Origin of the sequence: Vibrio coralliilyticus ATCC BAA-450 (genome assembly GCF_000176135.1) — a bacterium.
In the GTDB taxonomy this organism is placed as follows: domain Bacteria; phylum Pseudomonadota; class Gammaproteobacteria; order Enterobacterales; family Vibrionaceae; genus Vibrio; species Vibrio coralliilyticus.
The window spans coordinates 400784-424342 of record NZ_ACZN01000017.1 but is presented as its reverse complement, the minus strand read 5'-3'; the positions used below and the strand labels follow the sequence as shown (position 1 = coordinate 424342).

The following is a 23559-nucleotide window of genomic DNA, read 5'->3' as shown; positions in this document are numbered from 1 at the left end:
AATTGTTATGACAGCATTAACGTTAAAAAATAAAGTCGATGGCGACTCAATTTTCAGCAAACTGAGTTTTGCCAGCGCTTTATTGATTTTTATTACTCTGACGGGGATTGTTCTTTCTTTAATTGAAGGTGGTTGGCCTGCATTTAAAGAATTTGGTCCGGGATTTGTTTTCAGAGATATTTGGGACCCTATTGGGGGTCAATTCGGTGCAGCGTCGGCGATTTACGGCACGCTGGTCACTTCATTCATCGCTATTGTTATCGCAACGCCTATTGCACTAGGTACTGCAATCTTTCTTGCCGAGCTGGCACCAAAATGGGTAAGCCAACCAGTCAGCAAAGCTATTGAACTACTCGCAGCTGTACCAAGTATTATCTACGGTATGTGGGGCTTGTTCGCGTTTGTTCCTTGGTTCTCTGAGGGTTTCCAGCTTTGGGCTGGCACGCATCTGGTGGACATTCCATTGATTGGTCAATGGTTTAATGGACCACCGATTGGTATTGGTCTTTTAGCGGCGGGGATCATTCTGTCGTTTATGATCTTACCAATCATGACGTCTCTGACGCGAGATGCATTGAGATCGATTCCGGATGTTCTGCGCGAAGCCGCCTACGGAACGGGTGCAACACCGTTCGAGGTGATTACTAAAGTGCTTATCCCGAAAGTGAAGAATGCAACGGTCAGTGCAGGCATTCTTGGCTTAGGCCGAGCGCTGGGTGAGACCATGGCGGTCGCGTTTGTCATTGGTGGTGCGAGCCGTATTGAGTTCTCGTTCTTCATGCCAGCAAGTTCAATCTCATCAACGATTGCTCAGCAATTCAATGAAGCAACAGACCCGATTCATATTGCATCATTGATCGGTCTTGGTGTCGTTCTGTTCATCATTACCTTTTTTGTTATGGGCTTTGCTCGTCGTCTTCTGAGGAACTCATAATGAATTTGAGAAAACTCAAGAATCAACTGTTTCTGGTGTTCTGTGCATTGTCGGCAGCGTTTGGCGTCTTCGTTTTAGCCAGCATTCTTTACACACTCATTGGAGAAGGTGTTAAAGGGCTAAACATCATGACGTTTACGGAGCTGACTCCTGGGCCAGGTAGTGAGGGTGGGCTTAAAAACGCTATTATTGGTAGCTTGATGCTCACAGGATTAGGCATCCTGATCGCTACGCCAATCGGTATTCTGGCAGGGACATGGCTTGCAGAAGCACAACCAGACAACAAGATTGCCGAATCACTGCGTTTTCTCAACGGCATGTTGATGAGTGCACCGTCGATTCTGGTTGGCCTGTTTGTTTACGCGATTATTGTGGTACCGACTGGCGGTTATTCCGGCTGGGCGGGCGCGATTGCGCTGGCTGTGTTGGCATTGCCAGTGATTGTTGCTTCAACAGAAGAAATGCTGAGATTAGTTCCGCCAACGCTAAAAGAAGCGGGTAGTGGGGTGGGGGCGCCGAAGTGGCGAGTGATCACTCAGTTGAGTTACCGCGCAGCAGCACCAGGTATTATTACCGCGATACTACTTTCGGTGGCACGTATCTCTGGTGAAACAGCGCCATTACTCTTTACTGCGCTAAACAGCAGCTTCATGACGACAGACATGGGCAAACCGATGGCGAACCTCCCGGTTACCATCTATCAGTTTGCGATGAGCCCATTTGCCTCGTGGCAAGAACTGGCGTGGGCAGGCGCACTGATCATCACAACATTTATCTTGGTAGTTAATGTATTGGCGACGTCGTTGCCGCAGTTACTGAAAGCGAGAAAAGCATGAACACGGCAACACTCAACACGCTTAACGGATCGTCTATGAATACAATGGTTGATAACTCGGTATCTCTTGAAACAGTGTCGAACCCGACACATCGCATGGATATCCAAAATTTAAACTTCTTCTACAACAAAGGCCTAGACGCAGCGTTGAAATCGGTTTCTATGCCGATTTTCAAAAACCGTGTGACGGCGCTGATTGGCCCATCGGGTTGTGGTAAATCGACGCTACTGCGTACCATGAACCGTATCTACAACCTCTACGGCAATCAGTACGTGGAAGGGGACATTTTGCTGGATGGTAAGAGCATCTTCAAAGACACCGATGTAAATGAATTGCGCTCTAAAGTCGGTATGGTCTTCCAGAAACCGACGCCATTCCCAATGTCTATCTATGAGAACATGGCGTTTGGCCTGAAGATTCAGGGCTGTTTTTCTAAAGATGAAATTAAACAGCGTGTAGAAAAAGCACTCAAGCGTGCTCATTTATGGGAAGAAGTGAAGGACAAGCTGGACGCTGATGCGCATGGTTTGTCTGGTGGTCAGCAACAGCGTTTGTGTATCGCACGTACGATTGCGTTGGAGCCAGAAGTGATTCTGATGGATGAACCTACGTCCGCTCTCGACCCAATCGCCACTGCTGCGATTGAAACACTGATTACTGAGTTACGCGAGAAGTACACCATTGTTATTGTTACGCACAATATGCAGCAAGCCATGCGTATCTCTGATTACACCGGCTTTATGTATCTTGGTAAGCTGGAGGAATTTGGCAAAACCGATAAGATTTTCCATGCTCCAGATAATGACCGCACGAAACGCTACATCTCTGGTGACTTTGGTTAATTTGCCCTGAAAACGTCGCTAAGACTCAAGCCCGCTTCTATTGAAGCGGGCTTTTTAATTGCATTAAGCCCCAAGTTTAATAACTGAGCGTATTGATTATTTCTATGACAACAAGCTTAAATTACGTAAATCATCCTTGATATTTTCGTTGGGGCGCAGATAATGAACGTAAAATTTACGTTTTGTGGTAGGAGAGCGCCGTGAGTGCACCAAAAACAGATGCAGAGCTCAAGAAAGCTACGATACATGAAGCGGCGAAAATCGCTGGTGTATCAATAGCTTCTGTTAGTAGAGCTTTGAATAATAAGCCCGGGATTAGCGAGAAAACGAGAAAGAAAATACTCGAGATATGTAAAGAATTGGGTTACGTCCCTAGTACCTCGGCGCGAGAACTTACCGGCAGCCACAAGAATACAATTGCTATTTCTCTGGGACCACATGACTTTTACGCGTCTCGTTACCTCGGAATGCTTTGGCCATCGTTGTCGGCGGCTATTCGTAATTCAGGTCGGAATCTTTTACCAGTCAGCTTTGGCGAAGTAGAGCTTGAACAGGTTGGCGGAGCGGTGCTCCTTGGTATCACAAATGACGACCCGAGAATTGAAGCGTGTAAAAAAATGGAATTACCCTTCGTTTGTATTGGGATGAGTGAAGGTTCGTTTTGGGTTGCACCTGATGACTTCAATGGTGGTCGAGAAGCGACACAACACCTTGTAGATAAAGGTCTGACCGATATTTGCTTTGTCACACCAACCACTTATGGCGATGGTTATCAGTTCAGACATCAAGGTTACATGTCCGTCATGGCAAGCAACGCTTTACCTGTCAGAGAGCTACGGACTGGTGCAGAACCGTTGGGAGAAATCGCGGCGTATCGCTTCTTTACGCAAATGGAACGTAAACAGCTTGAAGGTTATCAAGGTTTTGTATGTGAATGTGATGAAACCGCTTTGGGCGTGATTGCGGCATTGAAAGACCGTGGTTACTCGATTCCTGAAGATTTTTCCGTAGTTGGCTACGACGGATTACCGGGGATCTCGAAGGAGCTGACAACCGTTGTTCAAGATACGGATAAAATTGCTGAACGCGTAGCGAGCATGCTAGAACAAGCGATTTTGCGAGAGCAACCTGTAGGTTCTATCGTTCCTGTAGGCTTAAAATTGGGTAAAACGACGTAAAAATAGATCAAATAATTAACAGAACACTCAAAAAGCATGACTTAAGTCATGCTTTTTTTATTCTTAAACGTCATGAAAGCGTAATGTGATCAACTTAACGTAAGCGCTTACGTAAAATGCGCATAATACTCTCAGATTTAAAGAAACGAGATTTGAGGGCACGATGAAAAAAACAATATTAGCAGTATCCCTACTTGCTGCTGGCCTTTCTGCAAAAGTAGTCGCAAATACAGAAGTGACCATCGCCGGATGGGGTGGTAACGATGTTGTGGTTCTGAACAAGTTAGTGAACGAAGTTCTGACCGAAGATTTTAAGAAAGCAGGGCTTACTGTTAAGTATCAAGCTGTGGAAGGTGATTTCTCTCAGTTCATCACTAACTCTCTTTCCGCAGGAACCGCGCCAGATGCTTTCTACATCGATGTTGTAATGGCCAACGCGTTAGTTGGCTCGGGTAAGGTTGCTGTTAATGCGCCACAACTCGACAAAGTCAGTACTAACATTATTCCAAGCCTAAACTCCGCGTTTACTCTCGAAGGCAAGCAGTACGGCGTCGCTAAAGATTTCAACACCATTGCACTGCAATACAACAAAGACATCTTTGATGATGCGGAAGTTGCTTATCCAACGAATAAAGATTCATGGGAAGACTTACGTAAAAAACTTCTTGATGTGAAAGATGCTTTAGCGGATGAGGTATCAGGCATTTGTGTCATGCCTGATTATGCCCGTTTTGCGCCTTTTGCACTCTCAACTGGTTGGAAGCCATTCAATGAAGAAGGCAAAACCATTCTGGATGAAAACTTCGAACGTGCATTTAACTTCTACACTGGATTAGTAACAGAAGACAAAGTGGGCATTCTGGCAACGGACCTTGGTCAGGGTTGGGGTGGTGGTTGCTTCGGTACCGAAGAAACGGCTATTGCGTTAGAAGGGAACTGGATAAGTGGCTACTTACGCGATAAGGCACCGAACCTGCCTTACGGCACGACCTTGATGCCAAAAGATCCAGTGAGTGGTGAACGCGGCAACTTATTGTTCACTGTCGCTTGGGGCGTTAACGCAGATGGTAAGAACGTCGAAGCAACGCAAAAAGCGGTAGAAATTTTGACGAGCCAGAAAGCGCAGGAATGGGTATTGGATTCAGGCCTTGCTCTGCCAAGTCGTGAAGCTCTTGGTAAATCAGAGTTCTTCGCACAGCAGAAGGCAGAAAATGAACTTGCAAAACAAGTGTTTGATGGTGCTCTTGAAGGAAATGTAGAGCCATTCGCATTTGGAAATTACGGCACGGCATGGATGACTCCGATTAACGAAGCATTGAATTCAGTGTTGCTTGGTCAGATGACGCAAAAAGAAGCGATCAAAATGGCACAAGCGAAATACGATGCACTGACAGCGAAGTAACGGGGCGAGTGATGAACTCTTTACGTTTACGCCAACAAGTTTATGGATGGCTCCTTGCTGGGCCATTTGTACTGACTTTGGTGGTGTTCTTTCTTTACGCGTTGGTTAGAACGGTTTACTTCAGTTTTACTGAGTACGACTTATTCAGCGATGCAATCTGGGTCGGTCTGGCAAACTTCAAAGCGCTGCTGACCGATGATCTGTTTTTACTTTCTTTGGCTAACACCGTTTGGTTTTCTCTGATTGTAACGTGTGTGCAAACTGTCTTAGCACTCGGCTTAGCAATTTTAGTCAACTCAAAAATTCGTGCCAAAAGCTTCTTTAGAACGGCATTTTACTTACCGAGTATTTTGTCGAGTGCCGCTGTCACCTTGATCTTCATTTGGTTCTACCAAAAGAACGGTTACTTAAATGGCTTTGTGACGGATGTTGTCAATCACTACCCGCACCTGAGCTGCTTTGCGCTTGTGGCCATTGTGACTCAGTTTGTTTTGGTGACGAAAGACCGAATGAAAGGTCTGCCCGTTGGTTGGTTTGACCCTGCATGGGCGATACTTTCCTTCATCATTGCGGGCGTCGCGACTTTTGTGGCAAGTGCAGTGGGTTGGATTGAAGTGACGAAAGACGTGGTTGAGGTCAACTGGCTAAATACTCGTGATAACGTCGGTCCAATGCCTTTGACTCTGTGGGCAATTGTCATTCAGAACATTTACACCACGATTCCAACATTCATGTTGTTGTTCTTAGCCGGTTTACAAGGCATTCCGGGTGAGCTTTATGAAGCGGCTCATATTGATGGTGCAAACAAATGGCAGCAGCACTGGAACATTACGATTCCTCAGTTAGCACCGGTGACGTTCGTGGTCGTGACTTTCTCGATTATCGGTACGTTGCAGATGTTTGACCAAGTGGCACTGCTTGGCTCGGCAGCACCATTAGAGTCTCGTATTACTCTGGCGTACTACGTATATCACAATGCGTTCCCACCAGGTGGCACTCCGCAAATTGGTATGGCAAGCGCAGCGGCATTGGTATTGGCGTTTATCACGCTGGCAGTGGTTTATCTGCAGAAAATCTTTGGAGTGAAGGAGAAAGCAGATGGCTAACCAAATGTCAGCAATCAACCATGAGGATGCAAAACCTATGGCATCTATGGAAGAGATTTCAAAGTTTCAAGCGCGTCGTCGCTGGGCAAAAGTAGCCTGGGTTTACAGTGCCTTACTACTCGTGGCGACAGTGATGTTAGGGACCTTCGTGGTGGCGTTCTTGGCGAGTCTGAAAGATGACCCGTTGGAGCAGCCATTTAAGTTCAACTTTGCTCAGGTTCAACCTAGTAACTGGGGCGCGGCTTACCAGCTCGGTAAAGAAGGTAACGATGCGCCAATGTTCGGTGGTTTCGCTCCGGGCGCAGAAGTGAACTTCACCGTGACTTACGCGGTGGAAGACGGCAAGGAACTGAAAATACCTGAAATTGAAGTGCCACGTCGTCGCCCTGGTACAGGTATGGCTGCGGCTATCGTGACCGACTTTGCTGCTGATTACGCACAAGTCAGCGAGCCAGTGTTGGTAGACACCAATGACAACGTGACGTTTATAGAAAAACGTGGTCGCCGTGAACTTACTAAGCAAGGCCACAGCCAAACGTGGGCATTTTCCATCAAGTATCAAGGTCAAGGTCCTGAGATTGCAACGCTACCACTGACGATAGAAGCGCCGCGCGGGCAGGTTCTGATTGATAGCACACTAGCACCAAGCAAGATGGAACGTCGTGGCCGTGTTGCTGCATGGGATAACGCGGCACCGGGTGTGATTGGTTACGTGTTTAAGTCTTACGTTCGCGTGTACACCGAGTCAGTCAGTTTAGAGACCGGTAAGAGCCTGTTCATGAGCTGGACCATCAACTCGTTCTTCATTGCGATTGGTAAGGTCATTCTGACCCTGTTCTTTGCATGTACTGCTGGTTATGCCTTAGCTCGATTGAAGTTCACTGGTGCCCGCGCTGTGTTTGCTTTCATGTTGTTCAGCATGATGATTCCGGGACAAGTAACCTTCATCTCTAACTACCTAATTTATAAAGATATCGGCTTATTGAATACGCCATGGGCGGTCATTACGGCGGTCGTTGCTTCGGGTCAGGTCCTGATCATGAAACAGTTCTTCGAGAACATTCCGAAAGAACTGGAAGAAGCGGCAATCGTAGATGGTGCAAGCCCCGCTGTGATTCTTTGGAAGGTATTTATGCCACTGGCGAAGCCAGCCATCTTGTCGGTGACCATCCTTGGTTTCCAAGGTGCGTGGAACGACTTCTTCTGGCCACTGGTGGTGATCAACAGCCCAGCTGATGCATTCACGCTTCCCGTTGGTCTATTGAGTTTACGTAACGCCTATGGCGTAGCAGGTGACTGGAACCTGATCTTGGCGGGGGCTTTCCTGTCAACAATCCCAGTACTAATTGTATTTATGGTTTTCCAACGTTACTTCGTGGGTAACGACATTTCTTCCGCTGTTAAAGGTTAAATTTCGGGGATATTTAAGATGTTTATGAACTACAACGCTGGTCAAGGCGAACTAAAAAACTGGATCGTTGAAGAGACGGCTTTTGACTCAGCTTTCCAAGGTAAATGTGAAGTAGTAATGAGCCAAGGAAATGGCTACATGGGCGCGCGTAGTGCAACGGAAGAAAAATACGTGGGACAGGTTCGCAACCTTTTTGTTGCGGGTACTTACAACAAGTTTGACGCAGACGAAGTGACCGAGCTGCCAAACTCTGCAGACATGAGTGCGATTGAAATCTTCATTGATGGCCGTCGTTTTCACCTAGAAACAGGCGAGGTAAGCAACTACTCTCGTCGTCTAAACGTGAAAAACGGTGAGTTAATCCGTGAATTCACTTGGACAAACACAGAAGGTAAAAGCTTCGAAATGCGCTTCCGCCGTTTCTTCTCGCAAGCAAACCTTCATCTAATGGCATTCGACGTTCAAGTTAAAGCTTTAAACAGCGATGCGAAAATCGAAATCCGCTCTGGTGTGGACGCGCAGCTTTCTAACTCAGGCGCACAGCACTTCCACGAAGGTGAAAAGCGTATTTACGACAAGCGTTTTATCGAGCTTCTGCAGCACACTACAGAAAGCAAAGTAGACTTTGTATTCCTAACATCTCACCGCTACCTTGTGGATGGTCAGGAAACTGAGATTGATCCAGGTCTGCAAATGGACCGCCGTAAAGTATGGCTAAACATCCACCACGACCTGAAAGCGGGTGAAACGTTCGGCACAGAGAAAGTTGGTGTGGTGCATACGTCTCGCGATAAGCAGTTCGATGTTGAAGGCTACGAACTTCAGGCTCTGCGTGACCATGCGTTGACTAATCTTAAAAACAATGCAGACCGCAGCTTTGATGAGCTTTTAGAAGAGAGTGCAGCAGAGTGGGATAAACGTTGGGCAGGCATGAGCATTCAAATTGGTGGTAGCGATTTCGACCAACTTGCGATCCGTTTTGCTCAATACCAATTGAACATCTTTACACCAATGCATGACTCTCGTTTCGGTATCGGTGCGAAAGGTCTCTCTGGCGAAGGCTACAAAGGCCACTCATTTTGGGATACAGAAGTCTTCATGCTTCCGTTCTTTATTTACACCATGCCAGAAGTGGCGCGCAGCCTACTTGAGTACCGTTTCAAAACGCTAGACGGCGCTCGTAAGAAAGCAAAAGACAACGGCTACATCGGTGCACAGTTCCCATGGGAATCAGCGCTAACGGGTGAAGAAGTAACGCCAGTATGGGGTGCAGTAGACATCATCACGGGCAAGTCGACCAAGATCTGGTCTGGCTTTATCGAGCAGCACATCACATGTGACATCACTTACGCATTGTGGCAGTACTACCAAATCACAGGTGACCAGAAGTTCATGGACGACATGGGCTACGAGATCATGTTCGACACAGCAACGTTCTGGACTAGCCGTCTAGAGTGGCTAGAAGATCGCGACATGTGGGGTATCTGCAATGTTATCGGCCCTGATGAGTACAAAGAGCACATCGACAACAATGCGTTCACTAACTACATGGCAGTAGAGAACATCAAGCTGGCGATTCGTTACTACGAAGATCTAGAAACGTCTAACCCAGAACTACTGGCTAAGCTTTCTGACAAGCTAAACCTAATTGAAGCTCGCAAGATGTGGCTAGAGCGCGTAGACAACATCTATCTGCCACAGCCACGTGAAGAAGATAAGGTTATCCCACAGGATGACACTTACCTGCAGAAAGAAATCATTGACCTGACTAAGTACAAAGAGCAGCCATTCGTTGGTGGTCTGTTCCAAGACTACAACCTAGAGCAGGTTAACGAGATGCAAGTTTCTAAGCAGGCGGACATCATGGTGCTGTTCCTTCAGCAAGAAGATAAGTTCGACCTTGAAACTAAGCTAGCAAACTGGAACTACTACGAGCCGAAGACGCTACACGATTCATCGCTGAGCTTATCTACGCACTCGGTATTGGCGTCTGATGTGGGTAACCCAGAGCTGTCTTACGATTTGTTTCAACAGGCAGCATCTATCGATATCGGCCAGAACATGAAGAGCTCTGATCACGGTATTCACGCGGCGTCTATTGGCGGCATGTGGCAGTGTGTAGTTTACGGTTTCGGTGGCGTACGTATGCTAGGTGGCAACCTTCGTATTAACCCTAACCTTCCAAAAGAGTGGGACAGCCTGAACTTCCCAATCTACTGGAAAGGTGAGCGTTTGGAAGTAACGGTAGATCAAGAGCAAGTTCGTATTGAACGCCCTGAATTCAACGGCCAAGCGCTAAACATCGAAGTTGCAGGCGAGCCACGAGTTATCGATTCAACAGAGGTGACTTTCAATGTGTAAGGCATTCATTTTCGACCTGGATGGCGTCATTACCGATACCGCAGAGCTGCACTACCAAGCGTGGCAACGTATGGCGAACGAAGAAGGTTACTACTTCGACCGCGAAATCAACGAACAGCTGCGTGGTGTGTCTCGTCAGGCGTCTCTGAACATCATCCTGAACGGTAAAGAGATCAGCGAAGAGAAGTTTGCAGAGCTGATGAAGCGAAAGAACGATTACTACGTGGATCTGCTGAATACGATTTCTGCAAAAGACGTTCTACCGGGTATTGAGCAGTTTCTACTTGAGCTAAATGCACGTGGCATAAAAGTCGCGTTGGCGTCAGCAAGTAAGAACGCACGTCCTATCTTGCATCGCCTTGGCCTAACGCCTCTGTTTGATGCGATTGGTGACGGCTGGTCAGTGCAGCGCTCTAAACCAGCGCCGGACGTGTTCATCCACGCGGCGGGTCAAGTCGGTGTAAACGCTGACGAGTGCATCGTGGTTGAAGATGCAGAAGCAGGTGTAGATGCGGCAAAAGAAGCGGGAATGCGTGTTGTCGGTATTGGTCCTAACGACCGTGTTGGTCACGCGACATGGCGCTTCGATGATACTGCCAAGCTGACTTTGGCTGAAATCCTGTAGCAACAATAACAATGGGCGAGCTTGCTCGCCCTCATTAAAGACGTAGGTAGAACAATGGCACGTTTAGAACTGAAGAACATCAATAAAATCTATCCTGATGGTGCACACATCATCAAGGATGCCAACCTGACCATTGAAGACGGAGAGTTCACGGTATTCGTTGGCCCATCAGGGTGTGGTAAGTCAACCATGCTACGTATGGTGGCTGGCTTGGAGGAGATTTCATCAGGAGAGATGTGCTTAGATGGTGAAGTGGTGAACAACCTTTCGCCTACAGACCGTGGCATCGGCATGGTGTTCCAATCTTATGCGCTTTATCCGCATATGACGGTCTACGAAAATATTGCTTTCGGCCTGAAACTGGCGAAGAAAAGCAAAGAAGATATTGATTCAGCAGTTCGCCAGGTAGCGGAAATGCTGGAACTGACTAACCTGTTGAAGCAGAAACCTAGTCAGCTATCAGGCGGTCAACGTCAACGTGTGGCGATTGGCCGAGCGATTGTGCGCAACCCTAAGCTGTTCCTGCTAGATGAACCGCTATCAAACTTAGATGCTTCGCTGCGTGTTCGCATGCGTCTACAGTTGGCGGAATATCACCAGAAACTGAAGTCGACGGTTATTTATGTCACGCACGATCAAGTAGAAGCGATGACGCTGGCGGACAAAATAGTTGTCCTTCGTGCCGGTGTGGTAGAGCAAGTCGGCTCGCCTCTGGAGCTGTACTACTTCCCACAAACTCTGTTTGTCGCCGGTTTCATCGGATCACCGAAAATGAACTTGCTGCCAGCAACATTGGTTGAGGCGACTGGCGATCAGGCAAGGGTAGAAGTGGGTGATTACACATTTGAAGCCGATGTTGACGCGACTGCTGCAACTCAGGGCGCGCTAATGACTTTGGGCATCAGACCAGAAGATATCCACCTCGATGAGAAGGGAGTGGGCGTTATTGTTGAAGGTCTAGAGCGTCTGGGAACGGAATCGCTGCTTTACACCACACTGGTTCGTGGCGGTCAGGAAGTCTTGGTGCGTGTGCCGGGGACTGTCCACGTTGAAATCGGTCAAAGGCTAAATATCCGAATTCCTGCTGAGAAGTGTCATCTTTTCGATAGCAAAGGGCTGGCGTTTAAGCGTGGTAAAACCATTGATGACCTGATAACGCTTCCACCGCAAATTCAGCAAGCCAGCTAGTTACCCCTAAATCATAACAACAATAAAAAAGCCCGCTTGGCGGCGGGCTCTGGATTACTGCATTCAAAATTCAGCTTTCGACTGATTTGAATGTGCACTTAATGCCTGTTGGCGCAGGCATCAAAAAAACTATCCCGTTGGCGCGGGACAGACAGTAACACTGAGATAATAAGGTATACCTCATGAAAAAGACAGTAGTGGCATCCTCTGTACTTCTTGCACTCACAATTTCCGGCGTGGCAATCGCCAACGAAAAAATTAACCCTGAAGAAGCTGAGCTGAAAGCCAAGCTGAGCGCGCTAGAAAACGAGTATTCGAAAGCTGAGTTGTTAACAGCACTGAATGCTGAGCCACGTGAAGACAGCAAACTGCACGGTACGATTGGCACCAACGTTGAAATCGAGCAGTGGAAAGAAGTCAAAAACGGCGAAGTGCTGAACAATGGCGGCAAAGTCAAATACTCACTAGCGAATGGCAACTTCCGACACGAAGACTGGGCGGGTGTGGACTTTGGCTTCTACATGGCTCGAGAGTTTAACTACTCAGGAGAGCTATTTAGTGCCGATCATGACGGAGTGAATGACATTACAGAGATATACCTGAATAAATCTTACGCCATTGACAATGGCAGCATCGGTTGGGGTGTGAAATACGCTCAGGAAAGCGCGGATAAGCGAAGCACGCCTGAAGGTAAAGTATTTGGCTCATACCAGATTAACGATTGGCTAGATTTTCATGGCTACGCTCTGTATCACGTCGAGATTAAGCAAAACCTCGGAAACTTTGACTACTACGAACTAGAACCAGGCTTTGGCTTCAAGATCGCGAAAAACATGGGGGCATGGATTAACTTCCGCTACCAGCAAGGTGTTTGGGATGCTAAAGGTGACTCCGATAAAGAAGTTGAAACGGAAACCATCATTAAACCGGGGATGTGGTACAGCTTCGGTCACTGGAGCGCTGCTCTCTTCGCTGAAATCGGCAAGTTCGATAAAGAAAATGACCGTACTGGTGCAAGCTTACACTCTGAAGATTACGTCAAGCTAGGTGCTTCGGCTAACTATCCTATTTCGAAAAACTGGAGCGTATTTGGCGAGTTCAGCTACAAAACAGTTGATGTGGTGTTCGGCGATGGTCAAGACGGCGAAAACACCCTGCCATTTGGTCTGATTGGCGTGAACTACAGCTTCTAAAATGACCTATCCTCCTGATGCTCAGGAGGAGAGTTTCCACTGCAATCAATATTTCTGGTTTTGGACTGACATTGGCAGCTTTGAGTCCGTTTGGAGCCTGTCCGGCTCCTTTTTTTGAACCAAACCCAGACGTATTCAACGACTTTACAGGTTGGAAAATGACAGAAAAATACCGCCCATACCTTCACATGACACCGGATTCGGGTTGGATGAATGATCCAAACGGATTAGTGTTCTTCAATGGTCATTATCACCAGTTCTACCAGTATTACCCGAGCGACACCGTTTGGGGGCCAATGCACTGGGGGCACAAAATCAGTACCAACCTGATTGATTGGCAAGAGCTTGAGCCAGCGCTCTATCCCGATGAATCTGGCATGTGTTTCTCGGGAAGTGCGATTGTTGATTGGCATAACACTTCAGGCTTATTCGAGGCGGGCAAACCAGGCTTATTGGCGTTCTACACGTCGTTTATTCAACCCAAAGTGAGATTGGCTGATGGCACTGAAATGGAAGACCCAATTCAGCAGCAGTCACTTGCTTATAGTCAAGATGGCTTAACGTGGAAAAAATACGCTGATGGAGCACCGATCATCTCTGCACGTGGTAACCCAGATTTCCGTGATCCTAAGGTGATTTGGCATGAGCAAAGCCAAGCGTGGGTGATGGTGGTGTCTTGCGGTCAACATATTGAGTTCTACCGTTCAACTAACTTATTGGACTGGCGTTTGGTGAGCGAGTTTGGTTACCGCCACGGTGCCCATAGCAAAGGCCCTTGGGAATGCCCAGACTTGTTTGAACTGCCGATCGAAGGCTTGCAAGAAAAACGTTGGGTGCTGGTGGTTGGCATTGGTGAGGGCGCACACTGTGGCGGTGCAGGTACACAGTACTTCATTGGTGATTTTGATGGTGAAACCTTTGTGAATCATAACCATCCTGAGACCGTATTGTGGCTCGATTTCGGTCGTGATTACTACGCGACTCAGTCTTTCTCTGATATCCCAGTTGAAGATGGCCGCCGTATCGTCAGTACATGGATGAGTAATCATCAGTACTCGCTTGAGTTACCAACCCAAGAGTTTCGCAGTTCGATGGCTATGCCTCGTGAGCTGTTCCTGTTTGAAGGTAAAGCAGGGTTACGTGTAGGGCAACGCTTTGTCAAAGAGCTTAATCAGGCGTTAAGTCTTGATGTGCAAACGCCAGAGCCAAGTGACGAACAAGCGATTAGTCTTTACAGCCAACAAGAAGCCATGAAGTTCAGCGCGGATGTGGCTCTACAAGATACACAAACGTTGCACTTGAATGCTTACCAAGATAATCCGGTTTACTTTGAGTTTGTTCTTGTAGAACAAGGGGTTGAGGTGCGATCAGTGCGCCGTGGTCAGTTTGGCACTGAACGGATTGATGAGCACTTCCCACATGACTATCGGGTGACTTTACCGATTGATAACAAATTCCAAGTCGAAGTGTTGATAGACAAAGGCTCAGTCGAGCTACTGATCAACGCTGGCCAATTCAGCTTTACCAACCTTGTTTATGCCAAAGAGACGCAAGCAAGTGTCGCTCTAAGCGTGGATAGCGGCTCGCTAGCACTTCGCAACGTTCAAGTCTCTAGCTTGGCAGGAGAGAAAACATGTTAAACGAATTACAAACTAAGCAAGCACTACAACAAGTGCTTGATTCAGTAGAGCTGCCAAAGCTAACTAAAAAAGACGAGAAGGTGTTTCTTGAACGTCTGGCGCAGCATTTTCCATCCTTAGTCGGGCAACTGCACACGCTTTATGGCGAGCGTTATGATTTTTTCTTGCACCTACAAAATCTGGTGGTAGTGCTTGCCAAGGCCTTTTCTGGTCGTAAACGTAAGTGGAAGAACCTTGATGAGAAACGACTTAAAGATCCAGCTTGGTATCGCAGTGAAAAGATGCTTGGCATGGCTGTATATGTGGATCTGTTTGCTGGTGATTTGAAAAATCTGCAAATGAAGATCCCGTACCTCAAGTCACTTGGTATCAATTATCTGCACCTGATGCCGCTTTACAAAGCGCCGGAAGGTGACAGCGATGGCGGCTATGCAGTGTCTGATTACCGCAAGGTAGATCCCAAACTGGGCACGGAGAAAGATCTGGCGCAGCTCGCTGAGGCGTTGAGTGATGAAGGCATTAGCCTAGTGTTGGATTTCGTGTTCAATCACACCTCAGATGAACACTACTGGGCAGAGCAAGCACGTAAGGGTAACCCCGAGTTTGAAGACTTTTACTACTTCTTCACCGATAAAAAGGAAGTGGATGAGTACAACCAAACTTGTCGCGAGATCTTCCCGACCGTTCGCCGTGGCAGTTTTACATTCTTAGAGGATGTAGAGAAGTACGTTTGGACGACATTCAACAGCTTCCAATGGGATCTCAACTATTCAAACCCAGCGGTGTTTAACGCCATTACCGATGAAATGCTGTTCCTCGCCAACATCGGCTGTGAAGGGTTACGTCTTGATGCATTAGCGTTCATCTGGAAAGAGAAATGGACTCAATGTGAGAGCTTGCCGAAGGCACACACCTTGATTCAGTGTTTCAACACTTGTTTGCAGATCGCAGCGCCTGCTGTGTTGTTCAAATCAGAAGCGATTGTGCACCCAGATGAAGTGGCACAGTATATCGACAAACAAGAATGTCAGTTGTCCTACAACCCATTAATGATGGCGCTGATGTGGGAGAGCTTAGCTACGCGTGAAACCAAGCTACTGACAGCGTCTCTAAAGAAAAGCTTCGAGATCTCAGACCAGTGTTCATGGGTGAACTACATTCGTTGTCACGATGATATTGGTTGGACGTTTGACGATGCTGTAGCTGAGCAGCTTGGCATTAACGGCTATGATCACCGCCGCTTCCTAAATCAGTTTTACACCGGCAAGTTTGAGGGTTCATTCTCTCAGGGCGTGCCGTTTCAAGAAAACCCGACTACGGGAGATTGTAGAGTGTGCGGCTCGTTAGCATCTCTAGCGGGCTTAGAAAAAGCGATTGAAGCCGACGATTCACAAGCAATCGAATTTGCACTTAAACGTATTCGTCTATTGAACAGTATCAACCTTAGCATCGGTGGTATTCCGTTGATTTATCAGGGAGACGAGCTCGGCATTTTAAATGACCACAGCTACCTAGGTGATGAATTCAAACGCGATGACGCACGTTGGGTGAACCGCCCATCGATTACCGATAAGGCGATTGAACAAGCCAGAGAAAAAGGCACGTATCAAAACCGAATCTGGACTGATTTAAATCAGCTGGTGGCAATACGCCAATCTCATCCAGAATTGGGTAATGCAAAGACTGAAATTCTTGAAACTTATCGTTCGCAACTTTTTGCTTACTGCCGAACCAACGCAAAGGGTGAGCAACTTCTCGCTCTCTGCAATTTTGGTGAAATGGAGCAAACAATCCCAGCGTCAATATGCGATATTTTGGGCACTCGACAGACGAAGGATCTGCTTTCTGGAAAGCATTTCCTCGGCGATGAGATTGTTTTATCAGCCTATGATGTGCTGTGGTTAAAGGTAAGTGCGTAATGAGAAGTGAAAAAGAGAAAATGCTCGCTGGTGAGCCCTATGATGCATGGGACAAGCAACTTTATGGCGAGCGTATTGAATGTCGCAAAGTGCTGCAAAAGCTCAACAATAGCATTCCTGATACGGATGAATGGCGCGATGCAATAGACACCTTAATTCCAGATTCCGAAGGTGCTTTTTTAGAGCCACCGTTTCGCTGTGATTATGGCTCCAACATTAAGTTGGGTAAAAACTTCTACGCTAACTTTAATTGCGTTGTGCTAGACGTAGCGGAAGTCCATATCGGTGACAACGTATTGTTTGCACCGAATGTACAAATCTACACCGCTGGTCACCCATTAGATGTTAAAGGTCGAGTGGAAGAGGGCGTAGAGTTCGGTACGCCTATCACGATTGGTGACAATGTATGGCTGGGCGGTGGTGTTATCGTCTGTCCGGGCGTGTCTATAGGAGAAAACAGTGTGGTGGGCGCAGGTAGTGTTGTCACAAAAGATATTCCACCTAATGTGGTAGCAGCGGGTAATCCTTGTAAAGTAATAAAACCAATAGAGCAATAAAAATAAGTAATATTAATATTATTTGACTATATTTAAATTGCTGAATAAATATAGGAGGTAATATGAGGGGAATATTTATTTCTTTAGCTTTGTTGTTTTCGCCATTTGTATTTTCATCGAATAGCTCGCTTCCAAGCTCAGACCGATACGAGCTCTGCTATCTTGATGGTAAAGCTATCATGCTCCAACCGAATATGTGCTACGCATTAGGTGGTATAAGGGGTGGCTAAGGTTTTACTCAATCTAATCAGGCCGCTTACGCGGCCTTTTCTTTATTATCTTCAACGTAAACTAATAACGTAAATATCAAATGGTGGAAATATTATTACGATGATGTTTACTCGATAAACAGAAGGTATTTGTTTACGTAAAATTACTTATTTAAGAGTAAATGTTTGAATTAAATAGAGCTAAACTATAAGCGTATATTTATATAAAATTTGAACGCTTGGTTAAGCTATAGAGTTTACTTTAGCGTTACGACGCCTTGAGCTGATGCTTGTGCAAGCTGCTCTCATGATCCTTTGCATCCCCCCAAACCCGCTTTCTTTCACATTTTTTAAATTCAACTCGATGCGCATGTTATCAGTTGCTTATTTTTGAGATCTCCACACTCATTCACCATGGTTATGTTTGTTATATTCCATGCCTTTCATAGGGTTAACAGAGGTGCTTAGCACATTATTGCGTGGTGAAATTGAGCATGCATACTTTTGGCTAGAGTTAGCTCACACAATATACAAATATTAGAAAAGGAGTTTAATTTGAAATTTTCATTAATCAGTATTTTAGCTACAGGAATGGCACTATCTTGGAGTAGCTACGGCTATGAACTAGATAAACAAAAAGAGGCACTTAATTTAATAGTCACTACAGCAAAAGAACTTTGCGACAATGTTCCGTTATCAGGAGGAACAGAAGGTGTACAACTTACTGGAGAAGCAAAAGCGAAGGTGAGTGGCATAGTAAAAAAGTTAGCTGATTTAGGACTAGAAGGAGCGGTAAAATACGAGAGCAATGAATATGAAGGTGTCCTTCAAAAAGATCTTGCTTCAATTGTCAACAAGTCGGCTAATTGTAAAATGGATGTCTGGAGAGACCTCCAAAATAAGCTCGTATTGCCACCTGAGACACCTAGTTCTATGAAAAATAGTGAAGCTCTTATTAAAGACCAGAATCCTACAGAAATAGAAATTCAATCTATCGAACTAAAAAATTACTGGGGAATTGATGAACCTTACGTGGTTGCTGTTGTTAAAAATGGCTCTACTGTGTCTGCTAAAAATGTAACTGCCACTTTCTGGAAAGGAACAGATCAAGAAATCATTTCAAAAGATAGTATTCGTAAGCAGTATCATATAGATAACTTGATCATTCGTTCTGGTGAGGATCATGATTTTCCGATAGCACCATTGTCTAAATATGTGCAAGAAATTAGTGAAAGTTCGTCACCAGAAGATTTGGTAGATTTTACAGTTTCAAATGAAGAAAAACTCCCCTTTGCCTTACAAGAAAAATTGTGTGGAAAGCTAGAAAATCAAAGTTGTAGATTTGATTCATTCACAAAAGGAACATTTGTCCTTCTTAAGTACGATACCATATTTGGGGATCATGTTACTAAGAGTACTAGTTTTTCCAATACCTTTTTAGATGGAGATGTACGAGTATTCTAGTTTTTCTAACAAAGTACTTAAGAGTGATTCTCAACGTTTTGCTCTGTGTTTTCGGTGGTATGGTTAAGTTTGTTGGCAGCGTTGCTCACACCTTAATGCGGCATTATATATATGTAGTCGAATTCTCGGAGTAGGGAAAGGAGTCGCTATGAATGGAACAAATAACTCTGAAGCATCGTTAAACACTAATGAAATATCCTCCTTGGACTCACGGTTAAAAAACTGTGAAGATGAAATAGTTGGGCAGGAACACCGCCTTTTGGAAGTTTTTCGAAATGTATATCGTGCAACAGTAAATAATGAATGGACTGCTAATCGTAAAATGGGGGCATGGGGCGCACTATTTCGTTATGTCTTCTTCGGACGTCCAGCCATCGTATTAACCTTGGGAGTAGGTGGCTTCCTAGCGTTACACGCCAATTTTCTGTTCTTTGAACAGAATAAGAAGCTAGACTTGCAGAACCACTTAGCGATCGTTGATAGCTATTTGGTGGAGTCTCAACGTAACAATCAACTATTTCAGTTGTTCCCCCTTATTGTTGGATCTATCGAGAAAGAAACAAGTGGAGATCCAAAAGTATGTGCACCGGAACAGTATCCGGTTCTTGCGCAGAGGGGCGACACTTATTGCCTTAGTAAACGTCTATATAGTCGCATTATCGGATTGGTAAATGCACTATCGCCATATCGTTGGGTCAACAGTGAGGAAACATCTGTCGAGTCGATTCTTTCTGCGGGTGGTAGTGATTCTGGGTTAGCATTGTGGGCTGGTGAGATGATCAATTCGAAGTTACTCTCCGGGTCTTCTGGACAATTGTTAGCCCAAGACCCGGTTCCGTTGGTTACAGAATTAAGATTAAGCCCAGAACGAGGACAAATATTAATTACACTACATAATTACGGCGTCGATTTAACTGAGTTAACCGCCAAGTCTAATACTAACTTCAGATATTCTTATCTACGAGATGCTCCATTAACAGATATGTACTTTGCTTTTGCTGACTTAGTGGGTAGCGATTTTACCGAAGCAAAACTAGACAATAGTTGTTTGAGCGCTGCTGAAGCTGACTCGGTGAATTTCTCGAATGCATCTATGTACCGTGCAGATCTGAGTGGTATTGAGGCGAGAAATTCGAGTTTTAAAGGAGCATTTTTAACTGACGTTGACTTTTATGGCGCTACTCTTGATGGTGCTGATTTTACTGACGCGACTTTAGTCAGAACGCAATTATCTATTTTGGATATGAGTAATGTAAAAGGCTTAACTCAAGAACAATTAAATAAAGCATGTGGAGATGAGGTTACTTTACCACAAGGGCTTTCCATTCCTAGTTGCGATACAGTGGAATGGTCAAAAAATGTCACCCGAGCTTGTGCAGTTAGTTCGTAGACAGTTGAACATAACAAACAGGTTAATCAGGACGTTCGCAAGCTCACGCCTATTACGCGGGCGTTATGTATATTAATTGACTAAGGAGAATAAATTGTTTGAAGGAATCAACATTCGAAATGTAGTTGAGCACTATAATAAGAGAGAAAATGCTCATCAATTACTCACAAGACATTTTGAAAACGAAAAAGTAAATGATTACTGTCAGTTGGCTTTAGGAATAGAAATGCCAGAAGGTAATTACAGTGCATCTGAGCATTTTCTTGGTCCTAAAGTATTAAGTTCCAGCCCAGCCTCTTCTGTTTTTCAATTAGCTAGCAAACTGAAATCAGCGCCAGACGTGAACCACGTACCGAAAACGATTTATGACTCAAATTTGCCATATCTGCGTATTAGTGTTGGCTCTGAGATCGCAATGATGCTTAATCCAAATGAATTTTGGGTTGGGAATGTGAGGACAATTTACACTCATCTAATCATCAAGCATAAAGGGAACATATCTTTAGCTAATGAAGAGTTGGCTCTTTACAAAGAACCTGAACCAAATAAGTCACGACCATCCAAAATGGAATATCAAATTTGGCGAGACTTATACCTTTCTCTTGAGTCTAGTTTAATTCAGCTTACAAATATGGGGCGAGATATTGCTGAATCTGAAGGCTTAGAGAGTGGTAGCAAATGTTTTATGTGGGCTGATGCTCTGTGCTCCGAGATTTATGCAACATATACGTAACAACCTGCTCAAGAGGGGCACGCAACGCATGGCATTTTTACTATACGTTGTGTTTAGTGTTTAAGGTGATCTGCGGAGGCTTTTGTATAGCGTTGCTCACACCTTGAATAGGCGTTAAATGCGAATAACAAATTGGAGTGTATATGGATATTTTGGCTGCGTTAAAAAATGTTGAAGCACTAGCAAATGGAATCGACCCGACTTCAGGTGAAGCCTTACCTGAGTGCTCACTTTATAATAACCCAGAAGTTATACGGTCTTTGTTTACAGTTATTGGAGCAGTAAAGCAACCAAAGAAAGGTAAAAAATCAATTGAGCAAAAACAGGAAGAAAATATTTTGAAAGGTCTTCCTAAGAATGCTGGACTTCCTTGGTCAGAAGAAGAGCGAGAAAGGCTAGTGCACGCATTTGATGCAAACAAGTCAATCGACGAACTGTCTGAAATTCATGGTCGTACAAGCGGTGCAATTACTTCTGAATTAAAAAAGCAGGGGTTAATTGAAGAGTTTGAAACTAGCATCTAACAAAGCGTCTAAGATTGATTCCCAAGGCCTAATCTTAAAACTCAAATTCAGCAAAGGATGACGATGAATAGAGATTTTAAAGAACTTTTAGGAACCGAGCTGCCGATCATTCAGGCTCCGATGGCAGGGGTACAAGGAAGTGCCCTTGCTATTGCGGTTAGTGAGGCTGGTGGGCTAGGTTCCCTACCTTGCGGTATGTTGACGACTGAAAGCATAGTCAGTGAAATTGAGTTAATCAAAGCATCCACGAGCAAACCTTTTAACCTGAACTTCTTCTGTCATGATCCTAAACCTTACGATGAAGGTCGCCAGGTGGTGTGGCGAAATGCACTTCAGCCTTACTTTGAAGAACTGGAATTACAAATAGAACATTCCGTTGGTGGCAGTCGAGTGCCTTTTAGCCATGATATCGCTGATGCAATTGAGCCTTTTTCGCCAGAGTTCATTAGCTTTCATTTTGGCCTTCCAGACAAAGACTTATTACAACGTGTGAAAAGCTGGGGAACCAAAGTTGTTTCATCTGCAACCACAGTAGAAGAAGCGATATGGCTGGATTCACATGGCGTGGATGGAATCATCGCTCAAGGTGTAGAAGCTGGAGGGCACAGAGGCATGTTCTTATCCAGTGATATCTCTACTCAAATGGGGCTAGTGTCACTTGTATCGCAAGTGGTTGATCATGTGAAGGTGCCCGTTATCGCCGCTGGCGGCATTAGTGACCGCAACTCAGTACTTGCTTGCATGCAATTAGGCGCGTCGGCAGTACAAATTGGTACTTCTTACATGCTATGCACAGAAGCTAACACATCAGATCTTCATAAGCGGGCAATAAAGAGCGAAAAGTCTTCTCATACTGCATTAACGAATATCTTTTCGGGTAAACCCGCTAGAGGGATTATGAACCGCGTTATGGATGAGCTGGGATGTATGACAGAGCTAGCACCAGAGTTCCCATACGCTTCAATCGAAATGTCTCAATTACGTAGCCGCGCAGAAAAGCAGGGGCTTAATGACTTTTCGCCACTATGGTGTGGCCAGAATACGCAAGGATGCAAAGAGATTTCAGCAAAAGAGCTCACATTGCAGCTAGCTGGAAAGTGCTGACTACATACACTCGGTGTTTTGAAGTAAGTGGGCCGTCACCAGACGCATAGTTTCACATAGACGTTATTCTTAGCAGTAGTAGCGATCAACCTTGCCAGTTGAATTGCTGTTGTTAATGGCTCTTTATAGAAGGAAATCATAATGAAAGAAGTAGCGTTAATAACATTACATGGAATGGGAAAGGTAAAACCAGATTATTATGATGAGCTAGAGAAAGAACTGAAAAAGGAATTGGGTTCTGAATGGACGAAGGTGTCATTTCAGAATGTTCAATACGCGCCTATTTTGCAGCAGCCAGAAGATGAACTATGGCAAGCAATGATGTCAGAGCCGAGTAACGATTTGGATGCGACTCGATTGAGGCAGTTTTTCCTTTATGGATTTGGTGATGCTGGTTCGCTTGAACACAGCTCACACAGACGGAAAGATAAGTATCTTGCAGTTCAGAAGGAAATCTTCAAAACCCTTGAACACGCCTATCTTGATATCGGCGGGAATCAAGATAGGCCAGTCATCATTATTGCTCAGTCTCTTGGTTGTCAGGTTATCTCAAACTACATATGGGACGCAGAGCATGGTCTCAATATTTTCAAGGATTACAGTGACGAAGAACGCAAGGAATCATTCATGAAATTGAAAACTTGCGAGAACCTCGTCACCACAGGTTGTAACATCCCTCTGTTTAACGCTGGATTACAAGAAAGAAAATGTTTCCCAAGTCCACACCCTTCATTCCGATGGGATAACTACTATGACCCAGACGATGTACTTGGCTGGCCTTTGAGACAATTAGGTGATTCCTACAATTTGTTAGTTAGGGATCATCCGATCAATGCTGGAGGCCTTATTGCATCATGGAACCCATTCAGCCATGGCCAGTATTGGGGTGATAAAGGCGTGATTAAGCCGTTAGCAAGCATTATTAGATCAAAACTTAGTTAAC

20 protein-coding genes are annotated in these 23559 nt (G+C 45.3%); all 20 read left to right on the top strand.

Annotation, left to right across the window (positions count from 1 at the left end; translation table 11 throughout):
- Window positions 1-7: 7 nt before the first annotated feature.
- The 20 genes from pstC (at window position 8) to VIC_RS17015 (ending at window position 23558) form a co-directional block, all read left to right on the top strand.
- Window positions 8-934, top strand: a complete 927-nt coding sequence (gene pstC, locus VIC_RS17110) for a phosphate ABC transporter permease subunit PstC (RefSeq protein WP_006961332.1) — start codon at window positions 8-10, stop codon at window positions 932-934.
- Window positions 934-1770 carry a phosphate ABC transporter permease PstA gene (pstA, locus tag VIC_RS17105; protein ID WP_006961331.1) on the top strand — a complete coding sequence of 279 codons (837 nt, stop codon included), beginning with the start codon at window positions 934-936 and terminating at the stop codon, window positions 1768-1770. Before pstC ends, pstA begins: the two co-directional genes overlap by 1 nt.
- 35 nt (window positions 1771-1805) lie before the next feature.
- Entirely contained in the window at window positions 1806-2612 is an 807-nt protein-coding gene (gene pstB, locus VIC_RS17100) for a phosphate ABC transporter ATP-binding protein PstB (RefSeq protein WP_006961330.1), read from the top strand.
- A gap of 200 nt (window positions 2613-2812) precedes the next feature.
- The gene (locus VIC_RS17095) at window positions 2813-3790 is read left to right on the top strand and encodes a LacI family DNA-binding transcriptional regulator (protein WP_021457422.1); all 978 of its coding nucleotides are present in this window, start codon (window positions 2813-2815) and stop codon (window positions 3788-3790) included.
- Window positions 3791-3953: 163 nt separating this feature from the next.
- Window positions 3954-5192, top strand: coding sequence for a type 2 periplasmic-binding domain-containing protein (locus tag VIC_RS17090; RefSeq protein ID WP_006961328.1), 1239 nt, complete (start codon window positions 3954-3956; stop codon window positions 5190-5192).
- Between the two features lie 11 nt (window positions 5193-5203).
- Complete coding sequence (locus VIC_RS17085; protein WP_006961327.1) at window positions 5204-6298, top strand: carbohydrate ABC transporter permease; 1095 nt, start codon at window positions 5204-5206, stop codon at window positions 6296-6298.
- Window positions 6291-7709, top strand: coding sequence for a carbohydrate ABC transporter permease (locus VIC_RS17080; protein ID WP_006961326.1), 1419 nt, complete (start codon window positions 6291-6293; stop codon window positions 7707-7709). The genes VIC_RS17085 and VIC_RS17080 overlap by 8 nt, the downstream gene beginning before the upstream one ends.
- An 18-nt stretch (window positions 7710-7727) precedes the next feature.
- Window positions 7728-10070, top strand: coding sequence for a glycoside hydrolase family 65 protein (locus tag VIC_RS17075; RefSeq protein WP_006961325.1), 2343 nt, complete (start codon window positions 7728-7730; stop codon window positions 10068-10070).
- Complete coding sequence (pgmB, locus tag VIC_RS17070; RefSeq protein ID WP_006961324.1) at window positions 10063-10695, top strand: beta-phosphoglucomutase; 633 nt, start codon at window positions 10063-10065, stop codon at window positions 10693-10695. The genes VIC_RS17075 and pgmB overlap by 8 nt, the downstream gene beginning before the upstream one ends.
- Window positions 10696-10749: 54 nt before the next feature.
- Window positions 10750-11883 (top strand): ABC transporter ATP-binding protein, encoded by a 1134-nt coding sequence (locus VIC_RS17065; protein ID WP_006961323.1) that lies wholly within the window; start codon window positions 10750-10752, stop codon window positions 11881-11883.
- Window positions 11884-12065: 182 nt separating this feature from the next.
- Complete coding sequence (locus tag VIC_RS17060) at window positions 12066-13076, top strand: OmpG porin family protein (RefSeq protein ID WP_006961322.1); 1011 nt, start codon at window positions 12066-12068, stop codon at window positions 13074-13076.
- 71 nt (window positions 13077-13147) lie between these two features.
- A complete protein-coding gene (locus tag VIC_RS17055; RefSeq protein ID WP_236612185.1) occupies window positions 13148-14716 on the top strand; it encodes a glycoside hydrolase family 32 protein in 1569 nt (522 codons plus the stop codon).
- Window positions 14710-16635, top strand: coding sequence for an alpha-amylase family protein (locus VIC_RS17050; protein ID WP_006961320.1), 1926 nt, complete (start codon window positions 14710-14712; stop codon window positions 16633-16635). Before VIC_RS17055 ends, VIC_RS17050 begins: the two co-directional genes overlap by 7 nt.
- Window positions 16635-17192 (top strand): sugar O-acetyltransferase, encoded by a 558-nt coding sequence (locus VIC_RS17045; RefSeq protein WP_006961319.1) that lies wholly within the window; start codon window positions 16635-16637, stop codon window positions 17190-17192. The genes VIC_RS17050 and VIC_RS17045 overlap by 1 nt, the downstream gene beginning before the upstream one ends.
- 764 nt (window positions 17193-17956) lie before the next feature.
- Window positions 17957-18865: a hypothetical protein gene (locus VIC_RS17040; RefSeq protein ID WP_006961318.1), complete on the top strand. Its 909-nt coding sequence runs from the start codon at window positions 17957-17959 to the stop codon at window positions 18863-18865.
- A gap of 148 nt (window positions 18866-19013) precedes the next feature.
- Window positions 19014-20255 carry a pentapeptide repeat-containing protein gene (locus VIC_RS26060; RefSeq protein ID WP_006961317.1) on the top strand — a complete coding sequence of 414 codons (1242 nt, stop codon included), beginning with the start codon at window positions 19014-19016 and terminating at the stop codon, window positions 20253-20255.
- Window positions 20256-20349: 94 nt separating this feature from the next.
- Complete coding sequence (locus tag VIC_RS17030) at window positions 20350-20988, top strand: hypothetical protein (protein ID WP_006961316.1); 639 nt, start codon at window positions 20350-20352, stop codon at window positions 20986-20988.
- 143 nt (window positions 20989-21131) lie between these two features.
- The gene (locus VIC_RS17025) at window positions 21132-21512 is read left to right on the top strand and encodes a hypothetical protein (RefSeq protein ID WP_006961315.1); all 381 of its coding nucleotides are present in this window, start codon (window positions 21132-21134) and stop codon (window positions 21510-21512) included.
- A gap of 63 nt (window positions 21513-21575) precedes the next feature.
- Window positions 21576-22616: an NAD(P)H-dependent flavin oxidoreductase gene (locus tag VIC_RS17020; RefSeq protein WP_006961314.1), complete on the top strand. Its 1041-nt coding sequence runs from the start codon at window positions 21576-21578 to the stop codon at window positions 22614-22616.
- Window positions 22617-22757: 141 nt separating this feature from the next.
- Window positions 22758-23558 carry a hypothetical protein gene (locus tag VIC_RS17015; protein ID WP_006961313.1) on the top strand — a complete coding sequence of 267 codons (801 nt, stop codon included), beginning with the start codon at window positions 22758-22760 and terminating at the stop codon, window positions 23556-23558.
- Window position 23559 lies beyond the last annotated feature (1 nt).